We start from the raw sequence: 23,814 nt of genomic DNA on the forward strand, positions 1-23,814 counted from the left end.
AACCAGATCCTAAGGAACCACGCATGAAACGCCGCGTCCCAACTCTCCTATGCGGATTGTCCGCAGCGCTGATGCTGCTTGCGCCGGTGCAAGAGGCTTTCGCACAGGCAAGTATGCAGGTCGAGGATGGGAGCAACTCCGGCTTCTCGCGGCGCATATCGATGGGCATCGGCAAGTCGCTGATTGTCGATCTGCCCCGGGACGCCGCGGAAATCTTCGTCGGCAATCCCAAGGTCGCCAATGCCATCGTCCGCTCGGCTCGCAAGCTCTACATAATTGGCCTCGACAAGGGCCAGACCACGGTCTTCGCGCTTGATGCCCAAGGCCACCAGATCGCGGCAATGCAGATCAACATCGGCCGGGACGTCGGAGAATTGCAGCAGATCCTGCGCGCGGCCATGCCGACGTCGAATATTATCGCCCGCACGGTCAACGACACGATCATCCTCTCCGGCGAAGTCGATTCGGCGGAGGAGGCCAAGCGCGCCGACGATATCGCGGAGGGCTTCGCCAAGGACTTTAACGGCAACAACGGCTCGTCGACGGGAATGGTCGTCAATTCCCTGGTCATTCACGGGCGCGATCAGGTGATGCTGAAAGTCACCATCGCCGAAATCGACCGCAGCATCGCCAAGCAACTGGGCCTGACGTCGAGCACCTGGGGCCCGTTCACGCAATACAATCCGTTCGGCATCAACGGCAATATCGCCACGGCCGGGAACGGTCAGACAAGCGGCATCACGCTTTCCAATCCGTCGGGCACCGTGTCGGCGACGCTGCAGGCGTTCGAGCGCTACGGCGTCTCGCATATTCTGGCCGAACCGACGGTCGCGGCCGTCTCGGGAGAGAGCGCCAATTTCACGGTCGGCGGCGAATTCCCGATCCCGGGTCCGCCGACAACCTGCCCCGGCACGGTCTCAACCACCGCCGTCTGCTCCGGCGGCGCGGTCTATCAGCCTTACGGCGTCATGTTGACGTTCACGCCGGTCGTTCTCGGCGAAGGACGCATCCTCCTGCATCTGTCGACCGAGGTGACCGACATCGATTACACCAAGACCGTCAGCATCCAGGGCGTGCCGACCCCCGGCCTGTTGACGCGCAAGAACGCGACCAGCGTCGAACTGCCTTCCGGCGGCTCGATTGCCTCCGCCGGCTTGCTGCAGACGGTTTCGCGCCAGGTCATCAACGGATTTCCCGGCCTGATGGATCTGCCGATCCTCGGCACCCTGTTCCGCTCACGCGATTATCAGCGGGAAGAAACCGAGCTGATGATCATCGTGACGCCCTATCTGGTGCGGGCGACATCGACGGCGGAGTTGCCGCAGCCCGACGACGGATATGCGGATTCGACCGATCCGCAAGCCTGGCTGCTTGGCCGCATCAACCGCCTCTACGCTTCGCCGAACAACCCTGAAGCGGTGAAGAATTTCAAAGGCCGTGTCGGCTTCATCGTGGATTGAGCCCGAACTGATGAGAAGAGTGGGACGAAAGATGCCGATCTCGCCAAATAGAACAGCGCAAACCGGCCGAAAGGCCGCAAAAGGACGCGCTCTGCTTGCGCTCTGCACCGCGGCGGCGCTGAGCGGCTGCGCGTCGGCGAATGTCGACCGGATGCGGACCTCCTCCATCCCTATGGACGATTATCGCGTCCGTCATCCGATCGTCCTCTCGGAATCGGCCAATCGGCTCGATATTTTCCCGCCGCCGCAGGCGCGCAGCCTCGACCGCCGCAGCTATGCGCAGGTGGTCCAATACGGCAAGCTCTACCGCTCCAACGGGCAAGGCCCGATCGTGGCCTTCCTGCCGGAGGCTGGCACGGCAAATCGCGGGACGATCGAATCGATCCGCCGCGCGCTTGCCGCCGGCGGCGCCTATGCGCCGCTGCAGGTCACAACCTATCCTGTCGTCAATCGCGACCTCGCTTCGCCGATCCGGCTGAGCTTTATCGGGCTCAAAGCCAAGGTCGCCGATGCTTGCGGCCAATGGCCGAGCGATCTTGCCTCCGGCAGTTCGCTGCAAGGTTGGCAGAACAAGCCCTATTGGAATTACGGCTGCTCCTATCAGAGCATTTTCGCCGCACAGGTCGCCGACCCGCGCGATCTCGTCGGACCGCGCGCCGAGGATCCATCGGATACGGTGTTCAGGACCTATGCGATCGATCAGGTCCGCGCGGGCAAAGATCCGGCGACCACCTGGAATACCAACGGCACCAGCATCAACCCCATCGGCTCGGGGGCCCAGTGATGAGCGACGGATCGGATACTTCGCCGGAACAAATCGCGCCGGTTCCACGCATTTCCATGCAGGCGTTCTGCGAAACGCCGGAGGTTGCGCAGATCATCCAGTCCGCGATCGGCGATCGGCGGATGGAAAAGGCGCATGTCAAAGTGCACATGGGCGGCGCCGCTGCGGCTCTCGAGGCCTACCGTTCGGCCTCGACGCCGAACGTGATCTTGATCGAGACGACGTCCAAGCGCGAGGAACTCATCAACTACCTGCACGCGCTCGCCGAATTCTGCGACGCCGGAACCAAAGTCGTGGTGACCGGCCGTATGAACGACATCGTGCTCTATCGCGAGTTGATGGCGCGCGGCGTCAGCGAATATCTCGTCGCGCCGTTCACGGTGCTCGATTTCATCCGCACGATTTCCCGCCTCTACACCGGCGTCGGCGCGGAGCCGGTCGGCAAGATCGTCGCCTTCGTCGGCGCCAAGGGCGGCGCAGGAGCTTCGACAATTGCCCACAACGTCGCCTGGTCGATCCCACGTGAACTCGACATTCAGACGGCGCTCGTCGATCTCGATCTCGGCTTCGGCACCGCGGGGCTCGATTTCAATCAGGACCCGCCGCAAGGCATCGCTGAAGCGGTGTTCGCGCCGGACCGGATCGACAGCAATCTCGTCGATCGCCTGCTGTCGCGCTGCGGTGACAAGCTCAGTCTGCTCGCCGCCCCCGCCTCGCTCGACCGCATCTACGATTTTCCCGAAACCGCGTTCGACGCGATTGTCGAAATCCTGCGCGCCTCGACGCCCTGCGTGGTCCTCGACATTCCACATGGCTGGACTGCCTGGATGCGGCGGCTGATCCTCGGCGCAGACGAGATCGTCCTCGTCGCGACGCCGGACCTTGCCAATCTGCGCAACGCCAAGAGCCTCCTCGATACCGTCCGGGCGGCACGCCCGAACGATGCCAAACCCCGGCTCATCCTGAACTTCATGGGCGTGCCCAAGCGGCCGGAAATCGCGGTGAGCGACTTCGCCAAGGCGGTCGATCTCGAACCGCAAGGGTTCATAAATTTCGAGCCGAAGCTCTTCGGCACCGCCGCCAACAACGGCCAGATGATCGCCGAGGTCGACCCGGCGAACAAAATCAACGAGACGATTTCGGAATTGGCGCGCGCCGTGACCGGGCGAACGGAGATACGAAAAGCCAAAAAGACCCTGCTGGAGCCGCTGAAATTGAAGCTCGGCTTGAGCCGGGCTTCCTGAGCTTCCGGCGCAGCGCACGACGCCGCGCGAGTTCCGCAAAAGATGCGGGTGATTTGTAGGGATTTTTTTAGGCTTGCGCGGTTTGCTGGTCGCGCCGGTAGTGGAAATTGCGCGACGCCCTGTCGGCGTCGCCGAAGAGGAGTTAAGCGATGTTCGGACGGCGGTCGCCTGCAAGCGAAAGCGCACCCCCGCGCGCGCCGACGCCGGCCGTCGCGATCACGAATTTCCGCGGCGTGACCGACACCGGGCGCAAGACGCCGGTCACGATCGAGCCGCCCTCCGCGCCGCCGCCTCCGCCCATTGAGCCGCGCTCCGACGAATATTACGTCACCAAGAGCATGATCTTCGGCGCCCTGATCGAGGGCATCGATCTATCGCAATTGGCTCGCCTCGACGCCGACAGCGCGCGCGAGGAAATCCGCGACATCGTCAACGAGATCATCGCGATCAAAAACATCGTCATGTCGATTTCCGAGCAGGAAGACCTGCTCAACGACATCTGCAACGATGTGCTCGGCTATGGCCCGCTCGAGCCTTTGCTCGCCCGCGACGACATCGCCGACATCATGGTCAACGGGGCACGGCAGACCTTCATCGAAGTCGGCGGCAAAATCCAGTTGACCAACGTCCGCTTCCGCGACAACGCGCAGCTTATGAACATCTGCCAGCGCATCGTCAGCCAGGTCGGCCGCCGCGTCGACGAAGCCTCGCCGATCTGCGACGCGCGCCTCATGGACGGTTCGCGCGTCAACGTCATTGCGCCACCGCTGGCCATCGACGGCCCGGTGCTCACGATCCGCAAATTTCGCAAGGATAAGCTCACCCTCGAGCAGCTCGTCCGCTACAACTGTATTTCGCCCGAAGGCGGCGAAATCCTGAAAATCATCGGCCGCGTCCGCTGTAATGTTCTCATCTCCGGCGGTACCGGCTCAGGCAAGACGACGCTGCTGAACTGCCTCACCCACTATATCGACGAAGACGAGCGCGTCATCACCTGCGAGGACGCCGCCGAGCTTCAATTGCAGCAGCAGCATGTGGTCCGTCTGGAAACGCGGCCGCCGAGCCTCGAAGGCACCGGCGCGGTGTCGATGCGCGACCTCGTGAGAAACTGCCTGCGTATGCGTCCCGAGCGGATCATCGTGGGCGAGGTGCGCGGCGCCGAAGCCTTCGACCTGTTGCAGGCGATGAACACCGGCCACGATGGCTCGATGGGCACGGTCCACGCCAACTCCCCGCGCGAGGCGCTCAGCCGTCTCGAATCGATGATCACCATGGGCGGCTTCTCGCTGCCGGCGCGCACCATCCGCGAGATGATCGTCTCGTCGATCGACGTCATCATCCAGACGGCGCGCTTACGTGACGGCTCGCGCCGCATCACTCACATCACCGAGGTGATGGGTCTCGAAGGCGACGTCATCATCACACAGGATCTTTTTCTCTACGAGATCGACGGCGAGGACGCCTCCGGCCGGATCAAGGGCGCGCATCGCTCGACCGGGATCGGCCGCCCCAGGTTCTGGGAACGCGCGCGCTATTTCGGCGAGGAGGTTCGGCTCGCCGCCGCACTCGACGCCAGCGAACAGACGACCGCATGAAGATTATGCCGAAGATCGTTACGGCCGGGAACTAGACCATGCCCATTCAGGCCCTCCTCTCAGCTTTCCTGGCGGCGCTCGCCGTCGGCGGGTTCGGCCTCGCCTTCGTTTATCCGCTGCTCAGCGGCGAGCGGCAGGCCGAGAAGCGGCAGGCAGCGCTCTCCGCCAGCGCCGGAAAGCAGCCGGAAAAGCAAACCGACGCCGCGGTGCGGCGTAAACAGATCGCCGATAGCCTCAAAGAGATCGAGCGGCGCAACACCCGCAAGCGTGTCAGCCTGGAAACCAAGATCAGCCGCGCCGGCCTTCGAATCTCCAAATCCGTCTTTTTCATCTACTCCGCCATCAGCGGCCTTGTTCTCGCGCTCTTGTTCTATGTCCTCACCGGCAAGCTCTATCTCGCCGCCGCGGCGGGCCTCGTCGGCGCGATCGGCCTGCCGACATGGGTCATCAATTATCTCGCGAAAAAGCGTCTGAAGAAATTCGTCAATCTGTTTCCGGACACGATCGACGTCATCGTGCGCGGCGTGAAGGCGGGCCTGCCGCTTGGCGATTGCCTGCGCATTATCGCGAGCGAGGTCGAAGAGCCCGTCCGTGGTGAATTTCGTGCGATCGTCGAAGCCGCGACTATGGGTCTTTCGATCTCGGAGGCGGTCGAGCGGCTGACGAACCAGATTCCTATCGCCGAGACGAACTTCTTTTCTATCGTCATCAACATTCAGCAAAAGGCGGGCGGTAATCTTTCGGAGGCTTTGTCCAACCTTTCCGGCGTGCTGCGCGATCGCAAAATGATGGAAGGCAAGATCAAAGCCTTCTCGTCCGAGGCGAAAGCTTCGGCGATGATCATCGGCTCGCTGCCCTTCGCCGTCGCGGGCCTGGTCTACGTCACCAGCCCTGCCTACATTTCCCTGCTTTGGACGACCTCGACCGGGCAGCTCGTTCTCGGGGCAGCCGCGCTCTGGATGGCGATCGGCATTTTTGTCATGAAGAAGATGGTGAATTTCGACTACTGACGGCGCGGAATTTTTGTTTGGCGGATCGACATGAATGATGTGACTGACTTTTTGCTGAACCGTCAGGCGATGCTGGCGGCGTTGGTCGCAATCTCGATATTTGCGACGATCCTGACGTTCGCCATGCCGTTGCTGCAGACGGATAGGCTCGGACGGCGCATGAAAATCGTCGCCTCGGAGCGCGAGCGCATTCGCGCGCGTGAACGCGAGCGGCTCGCCGAATCGAAGGTCACCCTGCGCCAGGCGCCAAAAGCCTATATGAAAAACATCGTCGACCGCTTCAATCTGTCGTCCTGGCTGGGCACGGAAAAGGCGAAGCACCAGATGGTCATGGCGGGCTTTCGCGGACAGCAGGCGGAGGTTGGGTTTCTGTTCTTTCGCCTTGTGACTCCGATCGGAGTGTTCGTTTTCGCGCTCATCTATCTGTTCTTTCTGAGCCGGTTCGGCCTGTCCCCGATGATGAATATCGCTGTGGCCATCGGCGCCGCGTATATCGGGATCAAGGCGCCGGAAATTTATGTCAGCAACGCGATCGCCAAGCGCCAGAAATCGATGAGCAAGGCGGTTCCGGATTCGCTCGATCTCATGCTGATCTGCGTCGAGTCGGGTATGTCGATCGAACTCGCGTTTCGCAAAGTCGCGCAGGAGGTCGGCATCCAATCCATTCCTCTCGCCGAGGAATTGACCTTGACGACAGCGGAGCTCTCCTATCTGTCCGACCGCCGCCAGGCCTTCGAGAATTTGGGAACACGCACCGGCGTCGATTCGTTGAAGCAGATATCGACCGTTCTGACGCAGGCGGAACGCTATGGTACGCCCCTTGCCCAGGCGCTGCGTATCGTCGCCACCGAGAGCCGCCAGCGGCGTATGTCCGAGGCGGAAAAGAAGGCCGCCGCCCTGCCGCCGAAGCTCACCGTCCCGATGATCCTGTTCTTTCTGCCGGTTCTCTTCGCCGTGATCATCACGCCGGCAATCATCCAGGTCTCTGCCACGATGCGCTGATGCGCGGGTCTGGAAAAGCATTTAACTTTTCCAGAACACGCTCTAATCCGCTGAACCGATCTGCGTCGGGTGCAGATTTTGCGGCGTCGCCTTTTCCACCTTGGCATAGTGGCGCGGCCGATGCGCGAGAGCCGCAGTACGTTGCGGCTTGTCGAGATCGCGGATCTGGTTCCACGTATCCGATTGGGCAATCATCTGCTTGATCGAGGCAACATCTTCGGCCGCATCGACAGGTGCCAAATCCTGCTGCGCGACGGTTTGCGCGGCGTCGAACTTGCCTTGAAGCGACAACACCAGAGCGAGGTTCTGCCGCACGCGCGAGTCCGCGCCAGGCTGCGCCGCGGCGAGCCGCAGCGTGTCTTCGGCCAGAGGCAATTGCTTCGACAAGGCGTAAGACAGGCCAAGGTTGGAGAGGACTTCGGGCTGGTTCGGCACGATCTTCAGCGCGGCGCGATAATAGGCCTGCGCCTGATCGTGATCGCCGAGTTGATCCTCCACCGTCCCTTGAGCCGAAAGGATCGACCAGTTGGGCTCCTCCGGCGTATGCGCCTCGGGCAGGACTGTTTCGGCCTGGCGCAAATGGCCGGCTTCCGCCAGCGCCTTGCCATAGGCGCCCAGCACTTGCATGTCCTTGGGATATTTGGCTGCAAGCCGCTGTGCGACCGCCACCGCCTGATCGTAGCGCTGGCTAGCGCGCAGCGCGCGGGCATAGGCCATCGCGACGCTCTTGTTGTCCGGCTGGGAATCGTAGCGCTGGCCGAGATCTTCGGTATAGCGTTGCAGCGCCGCCGGCGAATTGGGCGCCACGGCATCGCTGCCGATCGAGCCGGTGATCGAGTCGGGGCCAATGCTTTGGCAACCGGCGAGTGCGAGCGAGGCCATGAGCAGCGCGGCTGGCATGACGGAGCCTCTAAGCCGTGTGCGAAATTCCTTCGCGGCGTTTCGCCTTCCGGCGCGAGACCTGCGCATTCCTTCACCCCTCTTGCCGTGCCGCCTGTTAGCAATAAAAAGTTAACCCTAATAAACAGTTAAATCGGCCAATCCGGCGCTTCGGAAGGCTGCGTGCAAAGCTCGCTTCGCGTACAAAGAACGGTCTCAGAAGGAGTCCTGGATGCCATTTTTCGAGGGGCCGGCGCCGGCCGATGCGGTGCCGATCACATTCGTGACGCCGCAGTCCTGGCCCGAGATCAAAGCGGCCCTGCCCGCCGTGGCGGCCCATTTCGCGGCGGCTTCGAAATTCGAGCCAACGCCGGGCCGCAGCCTGATTCTGCCGGATGCCGATGGCGGATTCGCGGGCGTTCTTTTCGGCCTCGAAGGTCATCCGGCTCACTTTCGCGACCCGTTCCTGCCGGGCAAACTCGCGAGCGTATTACCGGGGGGCGTCTATCGCTTCTCCAACGCGCCGCATGACACGGCGCTCGCGGCTCTGGCCTGGGCGCTGACCGCCTATCGCTTCGACCGTTACAAGAAGAAAAAGGACGATCTGCCGCAACTCGTGCCGCCGCGTGAGATAGACCTCGCGCGGATCAAGGCGCTCGCCGCTGGCGTGACGCTCGGGCGCGATCTCATCAATACGCCGGCCAACGATATGGACCCTGACGCCCTTGAGACCGCGGCTGTGACACTCGCCGCGCAATTCGGCACTGAGGCGGCGGTCACCATTGGCGATGATCTGCTCAAGGAGAATTTCCCGCTTATCCATGCGGTCGGCCGCGCCGCGGCGAAGCCGCCACGGCTCGTCGATTTTTCCTGGGGGCCGGACGACGCGCCGAAAGTCACGCTCGTCGGCAAGGGCGTCTGCTTCGACACCGGTGGCCTCGACATCAAGCCGTCGAGCGGCATGTACCTTATGAAGAAGGACATGGGTGGAGCGGCAACGGCGCTGGCTCTCGCACATATGATCATGGCGCGCGGCCTGCCGGTGCGGCTGCGCGTGCTGCTGCCGATTGTCGAGAACGCGATCTCGGCGGACGCGATGCGGCCCAGCGACGTCTACCCGAGCCGCAAAGGTCTCAGCGTCGAGGTCGGCAATACGGATGCCGAAGGCCGGATGATCCTCGCCGATGCGCTGGCACTGGCGGATGAAGACGCCCCGGAGTTGCTGTTCGACTTCGCTACGTTGACCGGGGCGGCGCGCGCGGCACTCGGCCCGGACCTGCCGCCCTTCTACACTGAAAACGAGCCGCTTGCGGCGGCGATCGCGGAACATGCGGCCACCGCCAACGATCCCGTCTGGCGGCTGCCGCTCTGGCAGCCCTACGATAAGATGATCGACAGCAAGATTGCCGATATTACCAATAATGCGGCAAGCGGCTTCGCCGGCTCGATCACCGCGGCGCTGTTTCTCAAGCGCTTCGTCGAGAAGAGCCGGGCCTGGACGCATTTCGACATCTACGCCTGGACGCCGAGCGCCAAACCCGGCCGGCCGGAGGGCGCCGAGGTGCAGGTGGCGCGGCTTATCTTCGATTTGCTCGAAAGCCGCTACGGGACGGGTGCGCCGTGACAAGCCATCCGACTCGCGATCCACGGCTGACGCCGGCGCGGCCGGACCTCGCCGCCGCGCAGTTGCGTGGCCAAGTGGCAGCCCTGCGTTTCGTCGAGGGCCGGCCAATGCATCTGCGCGCCGAAATCGCCGATCTGCGCCGCACGCCCTCGCTCGAATCGCCGATCGACACGCAAGTTCTGTTCGGCGAAACCGTCACGCTTTATGATGAAAACGAGGGCTGGGCCTGGGTTCAACTCGCGAGCGACGGCTATGTCGGCTACGTGTCGCGGGATGCTCTTGCCGAAGGGCCGGCCGCGCCGACGCATCGCGTCACGGTCAACCATACCTTCATCTATCCCGCCGCGAACATGAAGCTGCCGATCACCGGCGCCCTGACGCGTGGCGCGCGCGTCGCCGTCGCGGGCGAGAGCGGCGATTTCGCGCAGCTCGCGGGCGGCGGCTTCGTCTTCGCGGCACATCTCGACACGCTCGCGAGCCGGGCGGTGGACTTCGTGGCGGTCGCGGAAAGCTTCGTCGGCAGCCCTTATTTGTGGGGCGGCAAATCGAGCCTGGGGATCGATTGCTCGGGCCTCGTCCAAATCGCGCTTGCGGAATCTGGACTCGCCGCGCCGCGCGACACCGATTTGCAGCAGGCGGCACTGGGTGAGGCCCTGCCGGTCGATGCAGCGCTCGGACATTTGCGCCGGGGTGATCTCGTTTTCTGGAAGGGCCATGTCGGCATCATGCGCGATCCGGAAATCCTGCTGCACGCCAACGGCCATCATATGCTCGTCAGCTTCGAGCCTTTGGCCGAGGCCCGCGCGCGTATCCTGCGCAGGGGCGCCGGGGAGATCACCGCGATCAAGCGGATCTAGATTTATTTTGACGCGTTTTCTTCACGCGAACCGGTATCCGCTTCGCTCGAAAACGCTCTACCCGGATTCGCTCTCAAGCGTCTGGCGGTCGAAGGCCCGTGGCAGAAGCGCGGCGAATTTGATGCTCTGGCGCACGCCTTCCGGGCCGGCGCTGTGGACGACGGCATCTTCCGTAGCGAATTCGGCAATACGCTGGCGGCAGGCTCCGCACGGCCAAATCCCCTCGCCGCAATCCGCGACGACAAGAACCTCGGCAATCTGGCGGCCGCCCGCGGCGACCATCGCGGCAATAGCGCCCGTCTCGGCGCAACAGCCGGCCGGATAAGCGGCGTTCTCCACATTGGCCCCCGAGAATATCGCGCCGTCTGGCGTGCGCACGGCGGCGCCGACCGCGAAATGCGAGTAAGGTGCGTAGGCATTTTCACGCGCCGCGTGCGCCGCGGTGAAGAGTCTGTCGAGCGACGCGCTCTGAGCGGCGTCTTGCAGGATGGCGGTCATCGGCTTTCCCAAGTGCTCCCACCGAACATAGCCCTCCCGGATGCGGGCGAAAACTAGTATTGATACGCGAAGAGGCTGCCCTGCTCCGGCGGAATCTTGTAAAGCGGGATGACGCGGATATGCGGCGCAGGCTTCGACGCGGTCGTCGCCATCCGGGACGGGGTCAGGGACCGGCCCTCCGCCGCCGCCTCGTTCGGTGAAATGCGAAACGCCGCCAGGACCAGCGCGCAAAAGGCGACCGCCAGTACAACCATCAGACGGCTCCGGCGGCATTCGCGCCGAAGCAGCGGATTGTTGCGGTTGGGATGGCGTCTGCTGGGGTAAAGCGCTTCGATGGCCAATGGGCAAACTCCCGTGCGCGGGAACCCAGATAGCCTTCGCGGGCGAATTTCTGTGCAATTTCGCACCGGCTGGCCACAACGCGGGAAAGGTTGCCCGGCGACAAGGCCAAAGGCGCTTGATAGGTTGTGTGTGACGTCTCGCCTGGGGTAACCTCCCGGCGGGAGATTTGGAACACACCCATGGCCAAGCAGCTTTCCCCCGTCGCGTATGTGACCGTAGAGATGAATTTTCCGAACGGCGGGATTTTTGGACGCGAGCAGATCGAGCTGATCGATGCCATCCGCACGCAGCGCTCGATCATCGGTGCCAGCCGCGCACTTGGCCTCTCCTATCGTAAATGCTGGCTCTGCGTCGACGCGTTGAACCGGACGTTCGAGAGCCCGGTCGTGGCGACCTATCCGGGACGGCGCGGCGGCGGGGCCGAAATCACCGCTTTCGGCGAACGGCTCGTTGCCCTCTATCAATCAATCGAGCGGCACGCCGGCAGCGCCTCGAAAAAATCGCTCGAGGAAATTACCGCGTCTCTGGACTGGAGCTTCGATCCGAAGGCCAGGAGCGCGGTTGCGGAGCGCGATCTGGCCTGACGCCGCGTCCGGAGATCGCTACCGCCTTGATCATCGCCCAAGCCTTGATACCCGGCTGCAAGGCAAGGCGGACGACCGATTCGCGCGTGATGAGCGAATGCACCCGGGTCTTGCCCAGGCTGAGCGTCGCGCGAACATAGGGCGACGTCAGATATTCGATCTCGTCGATCGTCCCGGGCAAACGGTTGGTGATCGAAACATCCATCGGCCGCGATAGTGCAATCGAAACGTCGCGCGCGTCGATCTTGACGATCACGCTGGAGCCGACCGGATAATTCACCATCGGCAGGCGCAATTCGCCATCGTCGAACAGCAGGCTGGTCAGCGCCAATTCCGGGTCGTGCCGCAGGATGCGCGCGAAGACGGTCGTCTCCAGCGCGGGCGGGCTCGTCAATTTCTCTTTATCGGCCGGAAGGATGTGCATCGCTCGTGTTCCGCCCCCACTATTCGCCCGGCGCCCGGCGGGCGTCAATGCCGGTGCTCAAAGCCAGACCAGATAGCCCTTTTGCCAAAGGTAGCGCAGGAGCATCGCCAGACAGACAACCACAATCAGCGGCCGGATCAACCGCGGACCGCCGCGGATCATCACATGCGAGCCGGCGGTCGCGCCGACGATCTGCCCCAGGATCATCACCGCGCCATAGGCCCAGACCACTTTCCCGGCGAGCAGAAAAAGGACCAGCGCGCCGAGATTGCTGCCGAAATTGAGCACTTTGGCAAAGGCCGTGGCCTTGAGTAGGGTCTCGCCCCGCAGTCCGACTCCGGCGAGCGCGAAGAACGAGCCGGTGCCGGGGCCGAAAAACCCGTCATAGAAGCCGATCGCCGGAACCACGCTGGCAAGATAGGCGGGGCGCGAGAGCCGCACCTTGCCGCCGACCTCCGCCGCTGTCGGCGCGAAGAGGAAATAGACCGCAATCCCGGCCAGCACGAAGGGGATCAGGATATCCAGCATCCCGGCGCCCATGATTCGCGCCGCCAGCGCCCCGAGGAGGCCGCCAGCAAAGGCAGCAGCGAAGCCGGCCTCGATCTGACCGAAGAATATCTGCCGCCGGATCAGCAGCGTCGCCGTGGCCGAGAGGGTTCCGAACGTCCCCTGAAGCTTATTGGTGCCGAGAACCAGGAGCGGCGGCAGGCCGGTCAGCAAAAGCAGCGGCACGGTGATGAGGCCGCCGCCGCCTGCCAATGTGTCGACAAAGCCGGCGATGCCCGCCCCGGCCGCCAGAACGGCCAGCGTTTCCGGATTAACCACAAAACCCCCAACCGCGCCGCACCGGGCTGCCCAACGCAATTTTCGGCCCGGATGGAATCGCCTGACCGACAAAAATCACGCCGATTCAAAACGTTGGAGCAATGTTCCGATCGGAAAAGTCACGCGACTTCTACGGAACGCGCTCCCGAGCCCGGTTTTCAAATCAATTCAATTCGTATATGGGATGCTGCAATTGCGAAAGGCCGCCACCATATGTTGGGGACAAGGCGGCCTTTTGTGCACCTGTAGCCCCCGTAGAGACACCTGTGTCATACCCATGCGCGACCTTGCCGCAGCGCGGCGCTCGCCCTGAACGCGGACCTGATTCATGAACTTGCGCAATATCGCTATTATCGCCCACGTCGACCACGGCAAGACCACGCTTGTTGACCGTCTGCTCCAGCAATCCGGCGCCTTCCGCGAAAACCAGAAGGTGGCGGAGCGGGTCATGGATTCGAACGACATCGAAAAAGAGCGCGGCATCACGATCATGGCCAAGGCCACGTCGATTGCCTGGAAGGACACGCGCATCAACATCGTTGACACGCCTGGCCACGCCGATTTCGGCGGCGAGGTCGAGCGCATCCTCTCCATGGTCGATGGCGCCATCGTTCTCGTCGATGCCTCGGAAGGCCCGATGCCGCAGACGAAATTCGTCGTCGGCAAGGCGCTGAAGATCGGCCTGAAGCCGATCGTCGCCATCAACAAGGTCGATCGGCCGGACGCCCGCATCCAGGAAGTCGTCAACGAGGTCTTCGATCTTTTCGCGGCGCTCGATGCGACGGACGAACAGCTCGACTTCCCGATCCTCTACGGCTCCTCGAAGCAAGGTTGGATGGCCAATAGCCCCGACGGTCCGCAGGACGGCATGGCGCCTTTGTTCGATCTCGTCCTGAAACATGTCCCGCCGCCGACGATCGAAGAAGGCGGTTTCCGCATGCTTGGCACTTTGATCGAGGCCAATGCCTATCTCGGCCGCATCATCACCGGCCGCGTGTTTGCGGGTAGCGTGAAGCCCAACCAGGCCGTGAAAGTGCTCGACCGCAAAGGCAATGTCGTCGAACAGGGCCGGGTATCGAAAATTCTCGCCTTCCGGGGCATTGAGCGCGTGCCGGTCGAGGAAGCCGAAGCCGGCGATATCGTCGCCATCGCGGGTCTCGAGAAATTCAACGTCGCCGATACGCTCTGCGCGCCCGAGATCACTGAGCCCTTGCAGGCGCAGCCGATCGATCCGCCGACCCTGTCGATGACCTTTATGGTGAACGACTCGCCGCTGGCCGGCACAGAAGGCGCCAAGGTCACGAGCCGCGTCATCCGCGAGCGTCTCTATAAGGAAGCCGAAGGCAATGTCGCCTTGAAGGTCGAAGATTCGCCCGGCACGGATTCCTTCATCGTCTCGGGACGCGGCGAATTGCAGTTGGCAATCCTGATCGAGAACATGCGCCGCGAAGGCTTTGAGCTTGGCGTCTCGCGTCCGAAGGTGGTCTTTCAAAGGGACGAAAGAGGCGATCTGCTCGAGCCGATAGAAGAGGTCGTCATCGACGTCGATGAAGAGCATTCCGGCGTCGTCGTTCAGAAAATGTCGGAGCGCAAGGCCGAGATGATCGAGATGCGGCCGTCGGGCGGCAACCGTCTGCGGCTGGTCTTTTACGCACCGACGCGCGGCCTTATCGGCTACCAGGGCGAACTTTTGACGGATACCAAGGGCACGGCCATCATGAACCGCCTCTTCCATGAATATGCGCCTTGGAAGGGCGAACTCATGGGGCGCCGCAATGGCGTGCTCGTCTCCAACGACCAGGGCGAATCCGTCGCCTACGCCATGTGGAAACTGGAAGATCGCGGCCCGATGATGATCGAGCCCGGCTGGAAGGTCTATCGCGGCATGATCGTTGGCGAGCATTCGCGCGACAACGATCTCGAAATCAACGTCATGAAGGGCAAGCAGCTCACCAATATCCGCACCCATTCGAAGGATGAGGCGGTGAAGCTTACCCCGCCGATTCAGATGACGCTTGAACGCGCTTTGGCCTATATCCAGGACGACGAGCTGGTCGAAGTGACGCCGAAGTCGATTCGCTTGCGCAAGGCGATCCTCGACCCGACCGACCGCAAGCGCGCCGTGCGGGCGAAGGAAAGCGCCTAGGCGCCTCCAGCCCGCCCAGTGCGGAGCTTCCCGCCCGAGCGCCTCGTCTGCCTCACCGAGGAAACGGTCGAGACGCTCTATCTGCTCGGCGAGGAAGATCGCATCGTCGGCGTTTCCGGCTATGCGGTGCGCCCGGCCCGCGTGCGCCGGGAGAAGCCGCGGGTCTCGGCCTTCACCTCCGCCGATATTCCGAAAATCCTGGCGCTCAAGCCCGACCTCGTTCTCTGCTTCTCGGACCTGCAAGCCGGGATCGCCGCCGAATTGATCGCGGTAGGCGTGGCTGTCCACGTCTTCAACCAGCGCGACATTGCCGGGATTCTGGCGATGATCCGCACGCTCGGCGCGCTGGTCGGCGCGGCGGACAAAGCCGTGGCGCTGGCCGAAAGCCTGCGCCAGCGGCTCGTCGATGTCGCCGCCGCTGCGCAAGGGCGGGAAAAGCCCCGCGTCTATTTCGAGGAATGGGACGCGCCGATGATTTCCGCCATCGGCTGGGTGTCGGAATTGATCGAAATCGCTGGCGGCGTGGATGTTTTCGCGGGCCTAAGCACGCGGGCGGCAGCTTCGGACCGGATCGTCACCCCGCAAGCCGTCGCCGAGGCCGCGCCGGACATTATCCTCGCGTCCTGGTGCGGCAAGAAGGTCGTGCCCGAGAAGATCAAGATGCGGCCCGGCTTCGCCGACATCCCGGCGGTGCGCAACGGCCGGATCGTCGAAATCAAATCGCCGCTGATTCTCCAGCCCGGCCCCGCCGCGCTGACCGATGGGCTGGATGCCATCGTCGCGGCGCTGGGGCGCGCCTGAAGCTTCGGCTTAAACTTCCTCGGGACCACTCGTCAGAAGGGCGTGGAGAACGGCGGGGTCGTCTGTCTGACGCAGCCGCTTGGCGATGTCCTGGTCGCGGATTCGCCGCGCGATCGAAGCGAGGACGGTGACGTAATTGACGACTGAACTCGCCGGTATCAGCAGGAAGAAGATCAGATCCACCGGCTTTTCATCCGCCGCCTCGAAGGGAATCGGCCGGCCGAGCCGCGCGAAAAGGCCAAAGAAGCGATCGAGCCCTTCGATTCGCGCATGCGGCAGCGCAAAACCTTGGCCGAGACCGGTCGAGCCGAGTTTTTCCCGCGCCGTGATGGCATTGAAAATCGTTTCCTGCGGAATTCCCAGCGCGATGCTCGCGCGCCGCGACAAATCACGCAGGGCTTGCGTCTTGTCGGTGGAATAGAGCTGCGGGATGATGTGGGATAGATCGAGAAATTCGCGAATTTCCATAGCTTACCTGGCCGAGTGAGGTTCCGGCACGCCATCGGCGCGATGCCACCATAGCGCTTGATTGCCGCCCGGCCTACGCGCCGGTCTTCAAGTATCCATCGTTAGACACAAAGCGGTGTGACCGCCATCACCGCGCGAGTCGCGAATCAAATAGATTCGCGAATCAGACGCTGACGCCGCCGGAAAGCTTCGAGTTTCGGGCTGGCTGGAGCTCCGCCGCGACTAAGAACCGTTCAAAATCTGCCAATTGCTCAGGCAACATGGCGCGAGAACCGACTATCCGTTGCAGGAAAGCACCGCCCCCCTGAAAAGCAAGCGGAAACAGCGATCTCCCGTTGCTTGCCCGAAGCTGCCGTGTACTTTTGTCATGTTAGAACACGGGTACCTACTGGGGGCACAAGAAATGGCTTTTTCGCGCAGATCTTCATTTTTATCGGCGCTCTGTGCGGGCACGATACTCGGCGTGACGGGCGGGGTCGCTGCGGCCGCCGATCTGCCGACGAGCAAAGCTCCGCCTGCACCGCCGCCGTCTTGGTGGTCGACTTTGACTGTTACCGGTGAAGTCGACGCCGGCATCACCGGCAATCCGGATAGCCCGGAGAGCGGCCTGAACGGCGCCGCCCTGTTTACCGACAAGGCGAACGAACCGACGCTCAATGCGACGATCCTGACGATCTCCCGGCCGACCGACCCGAACGCAACGGGCTATGACGTCGGCTTCACACTGCAAGGCACATACGGCTCGGACGCACGTTTCACCCACTACCTTGGTGAAGGCGAATATTGGCTCGATTCTCGCGAGCAATTCGACGTCCTGCAGGCGAACGTGCAGGTCCATACGCCTTGGCTCACCTCCGCGGGTATCGACTGGAAGCTCGGCGAATGGTCGACGCTTGAGGGTGCCGAGGTCATCGACCCGGCCGGCAACCTGTTCTATTCGCACTCCTATATCTTCAACTATCCGGAGCCGTTCAAAGACTTCGGCGTCTTGGCGATCACCCACGTCAACCCGACGTTGGACATCTACACCGGCGTCACCAGCGGCCAGCAGACGACGCTTGTGCCGTATGTCGGCGACAATAACGACGCGCCGGCCTTCGAAGGCGGTATCGGCCTCAACAAGCTCTTCGGCGGCGCGGTCACCGTGCTGGCCACGACCCATATCGGCCCGGAGAACGGCGCTGGCCGGCCCTGGGACCAGAATGCTTATGTCGGCTTCAATCCGGCGGCGAACTCGGCTCTCGTGTACGAGAACGATCTCGTCGTGACCTGGACCGCGACCGACAAGCTGACGATCATCGGCGAAGGTAACTATACGAAGAACGACCTCACCGACTCCGATACTTACGGTGTGGTGGGCTATGCCTCATATCAGACGCCGATCGACTGGCTGAAGATCAATGGCCGCGCCGAAGTCTTCCGTGATGACGGCCCTGTCACCTACGTCGGCGACTACCCGGGCAACTTCGACTTCGTGAATGCCGAGCACGGCTTCGGCTACTCGTTCGACGGCGCGGATGTGCCCGCGACCTACTTCGAGTTCACGGCCGGCCTGAACATCACGCCGACGCTTCCGTCCTCTATTCCGCTGCTCAAGGGCGTGATCATCCGGCCGGAAGTTCGCTACGACACGACGCTCAACAATGTCGCGGCGTTCGACTACAACTATAATGGTATCCCGCTGAAGACCAGCCAGGTCACTCTCGGCGGCGACATCATCCTGAAGTTCTGATCTCCCAGAGATTGACTTTCAGACGCCGGCCTTCGGGCCGGCGTTTTTGTTTGGGCTGCCGCAGATCGATGGCTTCGCGCCACCAGCGTGCCGTGGCGAGCTTCGCCGATATGAATCGTAGGGAAATAGCGGCGCGAAGCGACGCCCAAACCTCTCGGCCTCACGGCCTGGGCTTAGTCCCGGCCATTCACGCAGGGATATTGCTTTAACGATTGCGATGGCGTGGCGGTGCCGCTGCGCGGATCGGTGCGACTGGGGCGCGGCTATGACAGGTGAGAGAGCTGTGCCGGGTTCTCGGGCGGAATCTCGGGAAAGCATTCCGAACGACAGGTTCCGGCTCCCAGTGCCGGCCGATCATTCCGCTGCTTTATCGACGCCCCCGAACGGGATCGGCCGCTGCGCTTCGGCGCCCGCGTCCGGCTTGCCGAAATCGAGCATGTCGATGCGCTCGCCGCTCTTGGCGATCTTGTCGGCGGAAATCAGAATGCCGGAAACATCCTCCTGCACCTGGCCGAAATGGCCGCCGAGCTTGCCGACCCTCTGCCGCAACCGCACGACGTCCTCGACAAGCCGGCGCACCTCTATCTGAATCACATGCGCCTGCTCGCGCACCCGCGCGTCGCGAACGAGCGCCTGCATGACTTGCACGGCCATCACCAGCAGCGACGGCGAGACGATGACGATCCGATTCTTATGCGCCTTCTGAACGACATCTTCGAAATGTTCGGCAAGATCGGCGTAGAGCGATTCGGACGGGACGAACAGAACAGCGATATCCTGCGTTTCGCCGGAAATGAAATAGCGTTCCTTGATATCGGCGATATGCCGGCCGACATCGCTACGCACGCGCGCCGCCGCCACCTTGCGCGCCTCGGCATCGGCTGCGTCCTTCAAGGCGACGAAAGATTCCAGCGGGAATTTCGCGTCGATCACCATCACGCGCTCATCGCCCGGCAGGCGGATCACGCAATCCGGCCGGCAATGATTCGAGAGCGTGTATTGAAACTCATAGGCATTCTGCGGCAAAGCGTCCCGGACGATGGCTTCCATCCGCCCTTGGCCGAAAGCCCCGCGCGCCTGCTTATTGGCGAGAATATCTTTTAGGCCGATCACTTCCTCGGTGAGGCCGGTAAGTCGCGCCTGCGCCGCATCGATCACCGCAAGTCGCTCGTTGAGCTTGCCCAGGCTTTCGCTCGCGGTACGCGACTGATCCTCAAGGCTGCGACCGACGCGCGTGCCCACCGAATCGAGTTGCTCGGCGACGATGCGCGCGAGATCGGCCTGACGCGAGCCGAGAATCTCGCCCATGCTCCGCAACCTGCCAGTGACCTCCGCATGCGAACGGGCAAGCTCGGCGATCTTCTCCTGCAGATCAGCTTGGCGTCCGGCCGCCACAGTGACTTCGCGCCGTCGCGCGCTTGCACCGAGCAAAAGGCCGAGGACCAGCAGCAGGCACACGAATCCGGCAAGACCCAACGCAAGATTCAAGGCCGTCACCGGGATAGCAAAGATTGTGAAGAGAATTCTGTCCATATCCCCTTCTAGCAGATTCGCCCCGAGAGAACATAGGCGGAACGGATTTTCCAGAGGCAAGGCGCGGCAATTCGCTGCAACGACCAGGCTTTTCGTCGCTAAGTTACGGCTCGCTAATAAAATTCGCCTAAATTCTCCATCGACGAAACGGGTACAATCATGACCTCGAAAACTGACCTCGCCGATCTCAGGCGCATTTACGCGATCGACGACGAATGTATCGGGATCATTCGTCAGAACTTCGATTTCCTTTTCCGCGAATTCTCTTCCGCGCTCGATGCCTTCTATCGTGTCGCGGCGAAATCATTCGGCGGTGATTCCTACGTCGGCAATCCTGCCAGCATCGCCCTGGCGCGCGAAAAATATCTGCGCCACTGGCGCGTGCTGATGGAAGGGCGTTTCGACGCGCAATATGACGCTTCGGTTGCCGACGTTTATCGGCTTCGCAACGACTTCGGAATCGATTTCCGGCTCTCGACCGCTGGGCGCAGTTTCATATTTGCCTCTGTTCTCGAAGCGATCGCGCTGCGTCTACCGCGCAAGCCGTTGGAGATCTTTCCGACGCGCCGGCGCACGAAGGTTCAGCTCGCCTATTTCCGCGTCTCGATGCTCGATATCGTCATGACGATGGACAGCTATCTGCAGGCTGGCCAGGACGAGCGGCTGCGCACCCTCAATCATCTGGCGAAATCCTTCGAGCACGCGATCGGCGGGATCGTCTCGGGCGTGACGACCGCGGCCGAGGATTTGCGCAATACGGCGGACGCGCTGACCCAATCGGCGGAAGAGACCAGCGAGCGGTCCATGGCTGTCGCACTGGCCTCGCGCGAGGCAGAGACGAATGTTCAAGCCGTCGCCAGCGCGACACATTATCTTTCGCAGGCGATCGGCGAAGTCAGCGCCCGTGTCCATGAATCGAATCAGGTCGCGGGCCATGCCGCCGGGGCGGCCGACCAGACGCAGGAAGCCGTGCGCAGCCTCTCCGGAGCGGCAGAGCGAATCGGCGGCAGCGTCGTGCTCATCAGCAACATCGCCGCGCAGACCAATATGCTGGCGCTCAACGCGACGATCGAGGCGGCACGCGCCGGCGAAGCCGGCCGCGGTTTCGCCATCGTCGCTCAGGAGGTGAAGAATCTGGCGCTCGCGACTTCCAAGGCGACCGCTGAGATCAATGCGCAGGTCGCGGGCATCCAGGATGCGACCGAGCACGTCGCCTCCTTCATAGCCAGCATTGCCAAGACGACGCAGCGGGTGAGCTCCATCTCCATAGCCGCCGAAACCGCCGTCGCGGAGCAGGAAGCGGCGACGCGCGAAATCGCCCGCCGCGCCGAGCAGGCCTCGGTCGGTACGCATGAGATGGCGACGAATATTCTCGGCGTGACGGAAGCGGCGGGCAATTCCAACTCCGCCGCCAAGCAGGTGCTCGAACTCGCCACCCGGCTCAACCGCCAGTCGGAGCTCCTGTCAAAACAGGTGCATGACTTCCTGCGGATGGTCGGGGCGGCCTAACCGGCCGGAAATTGACCCGGGGGCTCTTGATGCCTATGTCTGGGGCCAGTTCCCCGGATTTGACGTCTGCCATGCCCTTGAGACCGATCCTGATTCTGCCCGACAAACGGCTTCGCGAGAAAGCCGCTCCGGTCACCGCCGTGGACGACGAGATTCGCGCGCTGATGGACGACATGCTGGAAACGATGTACGCCGCGCCGGGCATCGGCCTTGCCGCGACGCAGATCGGCGAGATCAAGCGCGTGCTGGTGCTTGATGTGGCCAAGCGGCAGGACGAAGACGCGAGCGCCAATCCGCTGGTCTTCGCCAATCCGGAAATCCTCTGGGCGTCGGAAGAGCTTTCGACCTACAACGAGGGCTGCCTCTCGATCCCCGAGATTTACGAGGAGGTCGAGCGCCCGGCACGGATCCGGGTGGGCTATCTCGATCGCGACAACAAGCGCCAGGAGATCGAGGCCGAGGGCATACTCGCCACCTGTCTCCAGCATGAAATCGACCATCTGAACGGCGTTCTCTTCATCGACCATATCTCGCGGCTGAAGCGGGAGATGATCTCGAAGAAATTCAGCAAGGCGGCCAAGCGCGGCGCGGCCGACGCCAGGCACGACAACGACGACGAGGCCGAGACCAGACAGGCAGGATTGGAAGGCTGAGCGCCTTGCGCATCGTCTTCATGGGCACGCCCGACTTCTCGGTGCCGGTTTTGACCGAGATCGCTGCGCGCGGCCATGACATCGTCGCGGTTTATACGCGCGCCCCAAAGCCGGCCGGCCGGCGCGGGCTTGAGACCCTGCCTTCGCCAGTGGCGCTCGCCGCGACGAAACTGGGTCTTCCTATCCTCACTCCGACGAGTCTGCGTACGCCCGAAGCGGCGGCGCTCTTTGCCAGCCACAAGGCCGATATCGCGATCGTCGTCGCCTATGGCCTGATCCTGCCGAAAGCCATTCTCGACGCGCCGGCTAGGGGTTGCCTCAACCTGCACGCCTCGCTGCTGCCGCGCTGGCGGGGCGCGGCGCCGATCCAGCGCGCCATCATGGCTGGGGACCGCGAAACCGGCGTCGCGGTGATGCGGATGGAAGAAACCCTCGATACCGGGCCCGTCGCGCTCGAAGAGCGCGTCGCCATCGGCGCGGAGATGACCGCCGGCGAATTGCACGACAAACTCTCGTCGATCGGTGCTGATCTGATTGCCCGCACGCTCGATCTTCTGGCGCAGGATGAATTGACCTTTACCCCGCAGCCCACCACCGGTGTCACCTATGCCGAAAAGATCAGCAAGGCCGAGGCGGTGATCGACTGGTCGCGCGATGCAGCCGCTCTGCACGATCTCGTGCGCGGGCTGTCGCCGTTTCCGGGAGCCGCCTTCTTTGTCGATCTCGGCAAGGGCGCTGAACGCATCAAGGTTCTGCGCAGCCACACCGTCGCGATGCAGGGCGTGCCCGGCACCATTCTCGACGGCGACTTGACCATCGCCTGCGGCCGCGATGCGCTGCGGCTTCTCGAAGTGCAGCGCGCTGGCCGCGCACCGATGAGCGCCGCCGAATTTCTGCGCGGCGCACGGCTGGCGCGCGGCGCGCTGCTGCGGCAACCAGATTAATGCCGCGCTACAAACTCACCATCGAATATGACGGCGCGGGCCTCGTCGGCTGGCAGAGGCAGGCGAACGGCCCCTCCGTTCAGGAGGCAATCGAGACGGCGCTGACCGCGATCACCGGCGCCGCGGCGCCGATCCGGGGCGCGGGACGTACCGACGCCGGCGTCCATGCCGTCGGCCAGGTCGCGCACGCCGACCTCGCGCGCGACTGGCGGCCGGACGTCTTGCGCGACGCGCTCAACGCGCATCTGCGGCCGAGCCGCATCGCCATCGTCCGGGCGGAGCCGGTTCCCGACACATTCGATGCGCGCTTTTCCGCCATCCGGCGTCATTATCTCTACAAGATCGTCAACCGGCGCTCGCCGCTTACACTCGAATCGGGCCGCGCCTGGCTGGTGAAACGCAAACTCGACGCCGCAGCCATGCACGAGGCGGCGCAGGTGCTGGTCGGACGGCACGATTTCTCGACCTTCCGCGATGCCGATTGTCAGGCCGCGAGCCCGGTGCGCACGCTCGAGCGTCTCGACGTGGTCCAGCAAGGAGATGTGATCGAAATTTATGCGAGCGCGCGCTCGTTCCTGCACCATCAGGTGCGCTCGATGGTGGGCTCGCTCGAACATGTCGGAGCCGGGAAATGGTCGCGCGAAGATTTGCGCGCGGCTCTGGAGGCACGCGACCGCAGCCGTTGCGGCACTGTCGCGCCCGCGGCAGGATTGTATTTTCTGTCGGTGGATTACCCGGAGCCGGGCAGCGGTCTGCCCCGCGGAGAAGATTTCTCCGAAACCGGTGCAAAGTGACAAAAATTTATATCTCGGCCGGTTTTGGGAGGAGACAGCCCCTTTAATCGTGCTATAGATCCTAACAAGCAAAAAACGGGCCGTTGTGCAGTTTTCCCTTGTTGGG

Annotated in this window: 23 protein-coding genes; 16 read left to right on the top strand and 7 right to left on the bottom strand. The window is 62.9% G+C overall.

Annotation, left to right across the window (positions count from 1 at the left end; all coding sequences use genetic code 11):
* The first annotated feature begins 23 nt into the window (after positions 1-23).
* The 6 genes from CWB41_RS01195 to CWB41_RS01220 all read left to right on the top strand — a co-directional run bounded on the left by CWB41_RS01195 (position 24) and on the right by CWB41_RS01220 (position 7,095).
* The gene (locus tag CWB41_RS01195; RefSeq protein WP_115835796.1) at positions 24-1,460 is read left to right on the top strand and encodes a type II and III secretion system protein family protein; all 1,437 of its coding nucleotides are present in this window, start codon (positions 24-26) and stop codon (positions 1,458-1,460) included.
* A 31-nt stretch (positions 1,461-1,491) separates the two neighbouring features.
* Positions 1,492-2,244 (top strand): CpaD family pilus assembly protein, encoded by a 753-nt coding sequence (locus CWB41_RS01200; protein ID WP_165203907.1) that lies wholly within the window; start codon positions 1,492-1,494, stop codon positions 2,242-2,244.
* Entirely contained in the window at positions 2,244-3,488 is a 1,245-nt protein-coding gene (locus CWB41_RS01205) for a CpaE/TadZ family protein (protein ID WP_115835794.1), read from the top strand. The genes CWB41_RS01200 and CWB41_RS01205 overlap by 1 nt, the downstream gene beginning before the upstream one ends.
* A gap of 149 nt (positions 3,489-3,637) precedes the next feature.
* Entirely contained in the window at positions 3,638-5,083 is a 1,446-nt protein-coding gene (locus CWB41_RS01210; RefSeq protein ID WP_115835793.1) for a TadA family conjugal transfer-associated ATPase, read from the top strand.
* Positions 5,084-5,121: 38 nt separating this feature from the next.
* A complete protein-coding gene (locus CWB41_RS01215) occupies positions 5,122-6,093 on the top strand; it encodes a type II secretion system F family protein (RefSeq protein ID WP_115835792.1) in 972 nt (323 codons plus the stop codon).
* 30 nt (positions 6,094-6,123) lie between these two features.
* Positions 6,124-7,095, top strand: coding sequence for a type II secretion system F family protein (locus CWB41_RS01220; RefSeq protein WP_115835791.1), 972 nt, complete (start codon positions 6,124-6,126; stop codon positions 7,093-7,095).
* A gap of 42 nt (positions 7,096-7,137) precedes the next feature.
* Here CWB41_RS01220 and CWB41_RS01225 read toward each other — a convergent pair whose 3' ends face one another.
* On the bottom strand, positions 7,138-7,995 hold the full coding sequence (locus tag CWB41_RS01225) for a tetratricopeptide repeat protein (RefSeq protein ID WP_245411194.1): 858 nt from the start codon (positions 7,993-7,995) through the stop codon (positions 7,138-7,140).
* 211 nt (positions 7,996-8,206) lie between these two features.
* On the opposite strand from CWB41_RS01225, the gene CWB41_RS01230 reads away from it, so the two are divergent.
* Both CWB41_RS01230 and CWB41_RS01235 read left to right on the top strand, forming a co-directional pair.
* On the top strand, positions 8,207-9,598 hold the full coding sequence (locus CWB41_RS01230; RefSeq protein ID WP_115835790.1) for a leucyl aminopeptidase family protein: 1,392 nt from the start codon (positions 8,207-8,209) through the stop codon (positions 9,596-9,598).
* Positions 9,595-10,455 (top strand): C40 family peptidase, encoded by an 861-nt coding sequence (locus tag CWB41_RS01235; protein ID WP_245411193.1) that lies wholly within the window; start codon positions 9,595-9,597, stop codon positions 10,453-10,455. Before CWB41_RS01230 ends, CWB41_RS01235 begins: the two co-directional genes overlap by 4 nt.
* A 57-nt stretch (positions 10,456-10,512) precedes the next feature.
* Here CWB41_RS01235 and CWB41_RS01240 read toward each other — a convergent pair whose 3' ends face one another.
* Entirely contained in the window at positions 10,513-10,953 is a 441-nt protein-coding gene (locus CWB41_RS01240) for a cytidine deaminase (RefSeq protein WP_115836346.1), read from the bottom strand.
* Positions 10,954-11,006: 53 nt separating this feature from the next.
* Entirely contained in the window at positions 11,007-11,294 is a 288-nt protein-coding gene (locus tag CWB41_RS01245; RefSeq protein ID WP_115835789.1) for a hypothetical protein, read from the bottom strand.
* Positions 11,295-11,474: 180 nt separating this feature from the next.
* Between CWB41_RS01245 and CWB41_RS01250 the strand changes: the two genes are divergently transcribed.
* Positions 11,475-11,879, top strand: a complete 405-nt coding sequence (locus CWB41_RS01250; RefSeq protein ID WP_115835788.1) for a winged helix-turn-helix domain-containing protein — start codon at positions 11,475-11,477, stop codon at positions 11,877-11,879.
* On the opposite strand, the gene CWB41_RS01255 is transcribed toward CWB41_RS01250, so the two are convergent.
* Both CWB41_RS01255 and CWB41_RS01260 read right to left on the bottom strand, forming a co-directional pair.
* The gene (locus CWB41_RS01255; RefSeq protein ID WP_115835787.1) at positions 11,809-12,303 is read right to left on the bottom strand and encodes a TOBE domain-containing protein; all 495 of its coding nucleotides are present in this window, start codon (positions 12,301-12,303) and stop codon (positions 11,809-11,811) included. The two genes, CWB41_RS01250 and CWB41_RS01255, sit on opposite strands and share 71 nt — an antisense overlap.
* A gap of 57 nt (positions 12,304-12,360) precedes the next feature.
* Entirely contained in the window at positions 12,361-13,128 is a 768-nt protein-coding gene (locus CWB41_RS01260) for a TSUP family transporter (RefSeq protein ID WP_207206621.1), read from the bottom strand.
* Between the two features lie 328 nt (positions 13,129-13,456).
* Between CWB41_RS01260 and typA the strand changes: the two genes are divergently transcribed.
* On the top strand, positions 13,457-15,274 hold the full coding sequence (gene typA, locus CWB41_RS01265; protein ID WP_115835785.1) for a translational GTPase TypA: 1,818 nt from the start codon (positions 13,457-13,459) through the stop codon (positions 15,272-15,274).
* 18 nt (positions 15,275-15,292) lie between these two features.
* A complete protein-coding gene (locus CWB41_RS01270) occupies positions 15,293-16,075 on the top strand; it encodes a cobalamin-binding protein (RefSeq protein ID WP_115835784.1) in 783 nt (260 codons plus the stop codon).
* A 9-nt stretch (positions 16,076-16,084) separates the two neighbouring features.
* Here the strand turns inward: CWB41_RS01270 and CWB41_RS01275 are convergent, their stop codons facing one another.
* On the bottom strand, positions 16,085-16,543 hold the full coding sequence (locus tag CWB41_RS01275) for a PTS sugar transporter subunit IIA (protein WP_115835783.1): 459 nt from the start codon (positions 16,541-16,543) through the stop codon (positions 16,085-16,087).
* 463 nt (positions 16,544-17,006) lie between these two features.
* On the opposite strand from CWB41_RS01275, the gene CWB41_RS01280 reads away from it, so the two are divergent.
* A complete protein-coding gene (locus CWB41_RS01280) occupies positions 17,007-18,275 on the top strand; it encodes an outer membrane beta-barrel protein (RefSeq protein ID WP_245411192.1) in 1,269 nt (422 codons plus the stop codon).
* A 354-nt stretch (positions 18,276-18,629) separates the two neighbouring features.
* On the opposite strand, the gene CWB41_RS01285 is transcribed toward CWB41_RS01280, so the two are convergent.
* Positions 18,630-19,808 carry a DNA recombination protein RmuC gene (locus CWB41_RS01285; protein WP_115835781.1) on the bottom strand — a complete coding sequence of 393 codons (1,179 nt, stop codon included), beginning with the start codon at positions 19,806-19,808 and terminating at the stop codon, positions 18,630-18,632.
* 159 nt (positions 19,809-19,967) lie between these two features.
* Between CWB41_RS01285 and CWB41_RS01290 the strand changes: the two genes are divergently transcribed.
* The 4 genes from CWB41_RS01290 to truA all read left to right on the top strand — a co-directional run bounded on the left by CWB41_RS01290 (position 19,968) and on the right by truA (position 23,708).
* Positions 19,968-21,317 carry a methyl-accepting chemotaxis protein gene (locus CWB41_RS01290; protein WP_115835780.1) on the top strand — a complete coding sequence of 450 codons (1,350 nt, stop codon included), beginning with the start codon at positions 19,968-19,970 and terminating at the stop codon, positions 21,315-21,317.
* Between the two features lie 71 nt (positions 21,318-21,388).
* Positions 21,389-21,970 carry a peptide deformylase gene (def, locus tag CWB41_RS01295; protein ID WP_115835779.1) on the top strand — a complete coding sequence of 194 codons (582 nt, stop codon included), beginning with the start codon at positions 21,389-21,391 and terminating at the stop codon, positions 21,968-21,970.
* A 20-nt stretch (positions 21,971-21,990) separates the two neighbouring features.
* Positions 21,991-22,914 carry a methionyl-tRNA formyltransferase gene (gene fmt / locus CWB41_RS01300; protein ID WP_181902959.1) on the top strand — a complete coding sequence of 308 codons (924 nt, stop codon included), beginning with the start codon at positions 21,991-21,993 and terminating at the stop codon, positions 22,912-22,914.
* Positions 22,914-23,708, top strand: coding sequence for a tRNA pseudouridine(38-40) synthase TruA (gene truA / locus CWB41_RS01305; protein ID WP_115835777.1), 795 nt, complete (start codon positions 22,914-22,916; stop codon positions 23,706-23,708). The genes fmt and truA overlap by 1 nt, the downstream gene beginning before the upstream one ends.
* Positions 23,709-23,814: the final 106 nt, after the last annotated feature.

The sequence above is a fragment of the Methylovirgula ligni genome, from assembly GCF_004135935.1.
Classification (GTDB): domain Bacteria; phylum Pseudomonadota; class Alphaproteobacteria; order Rhizobiales; family Beijerinckiaceae; genus Methylovirgula; species Methylovirgula ligni.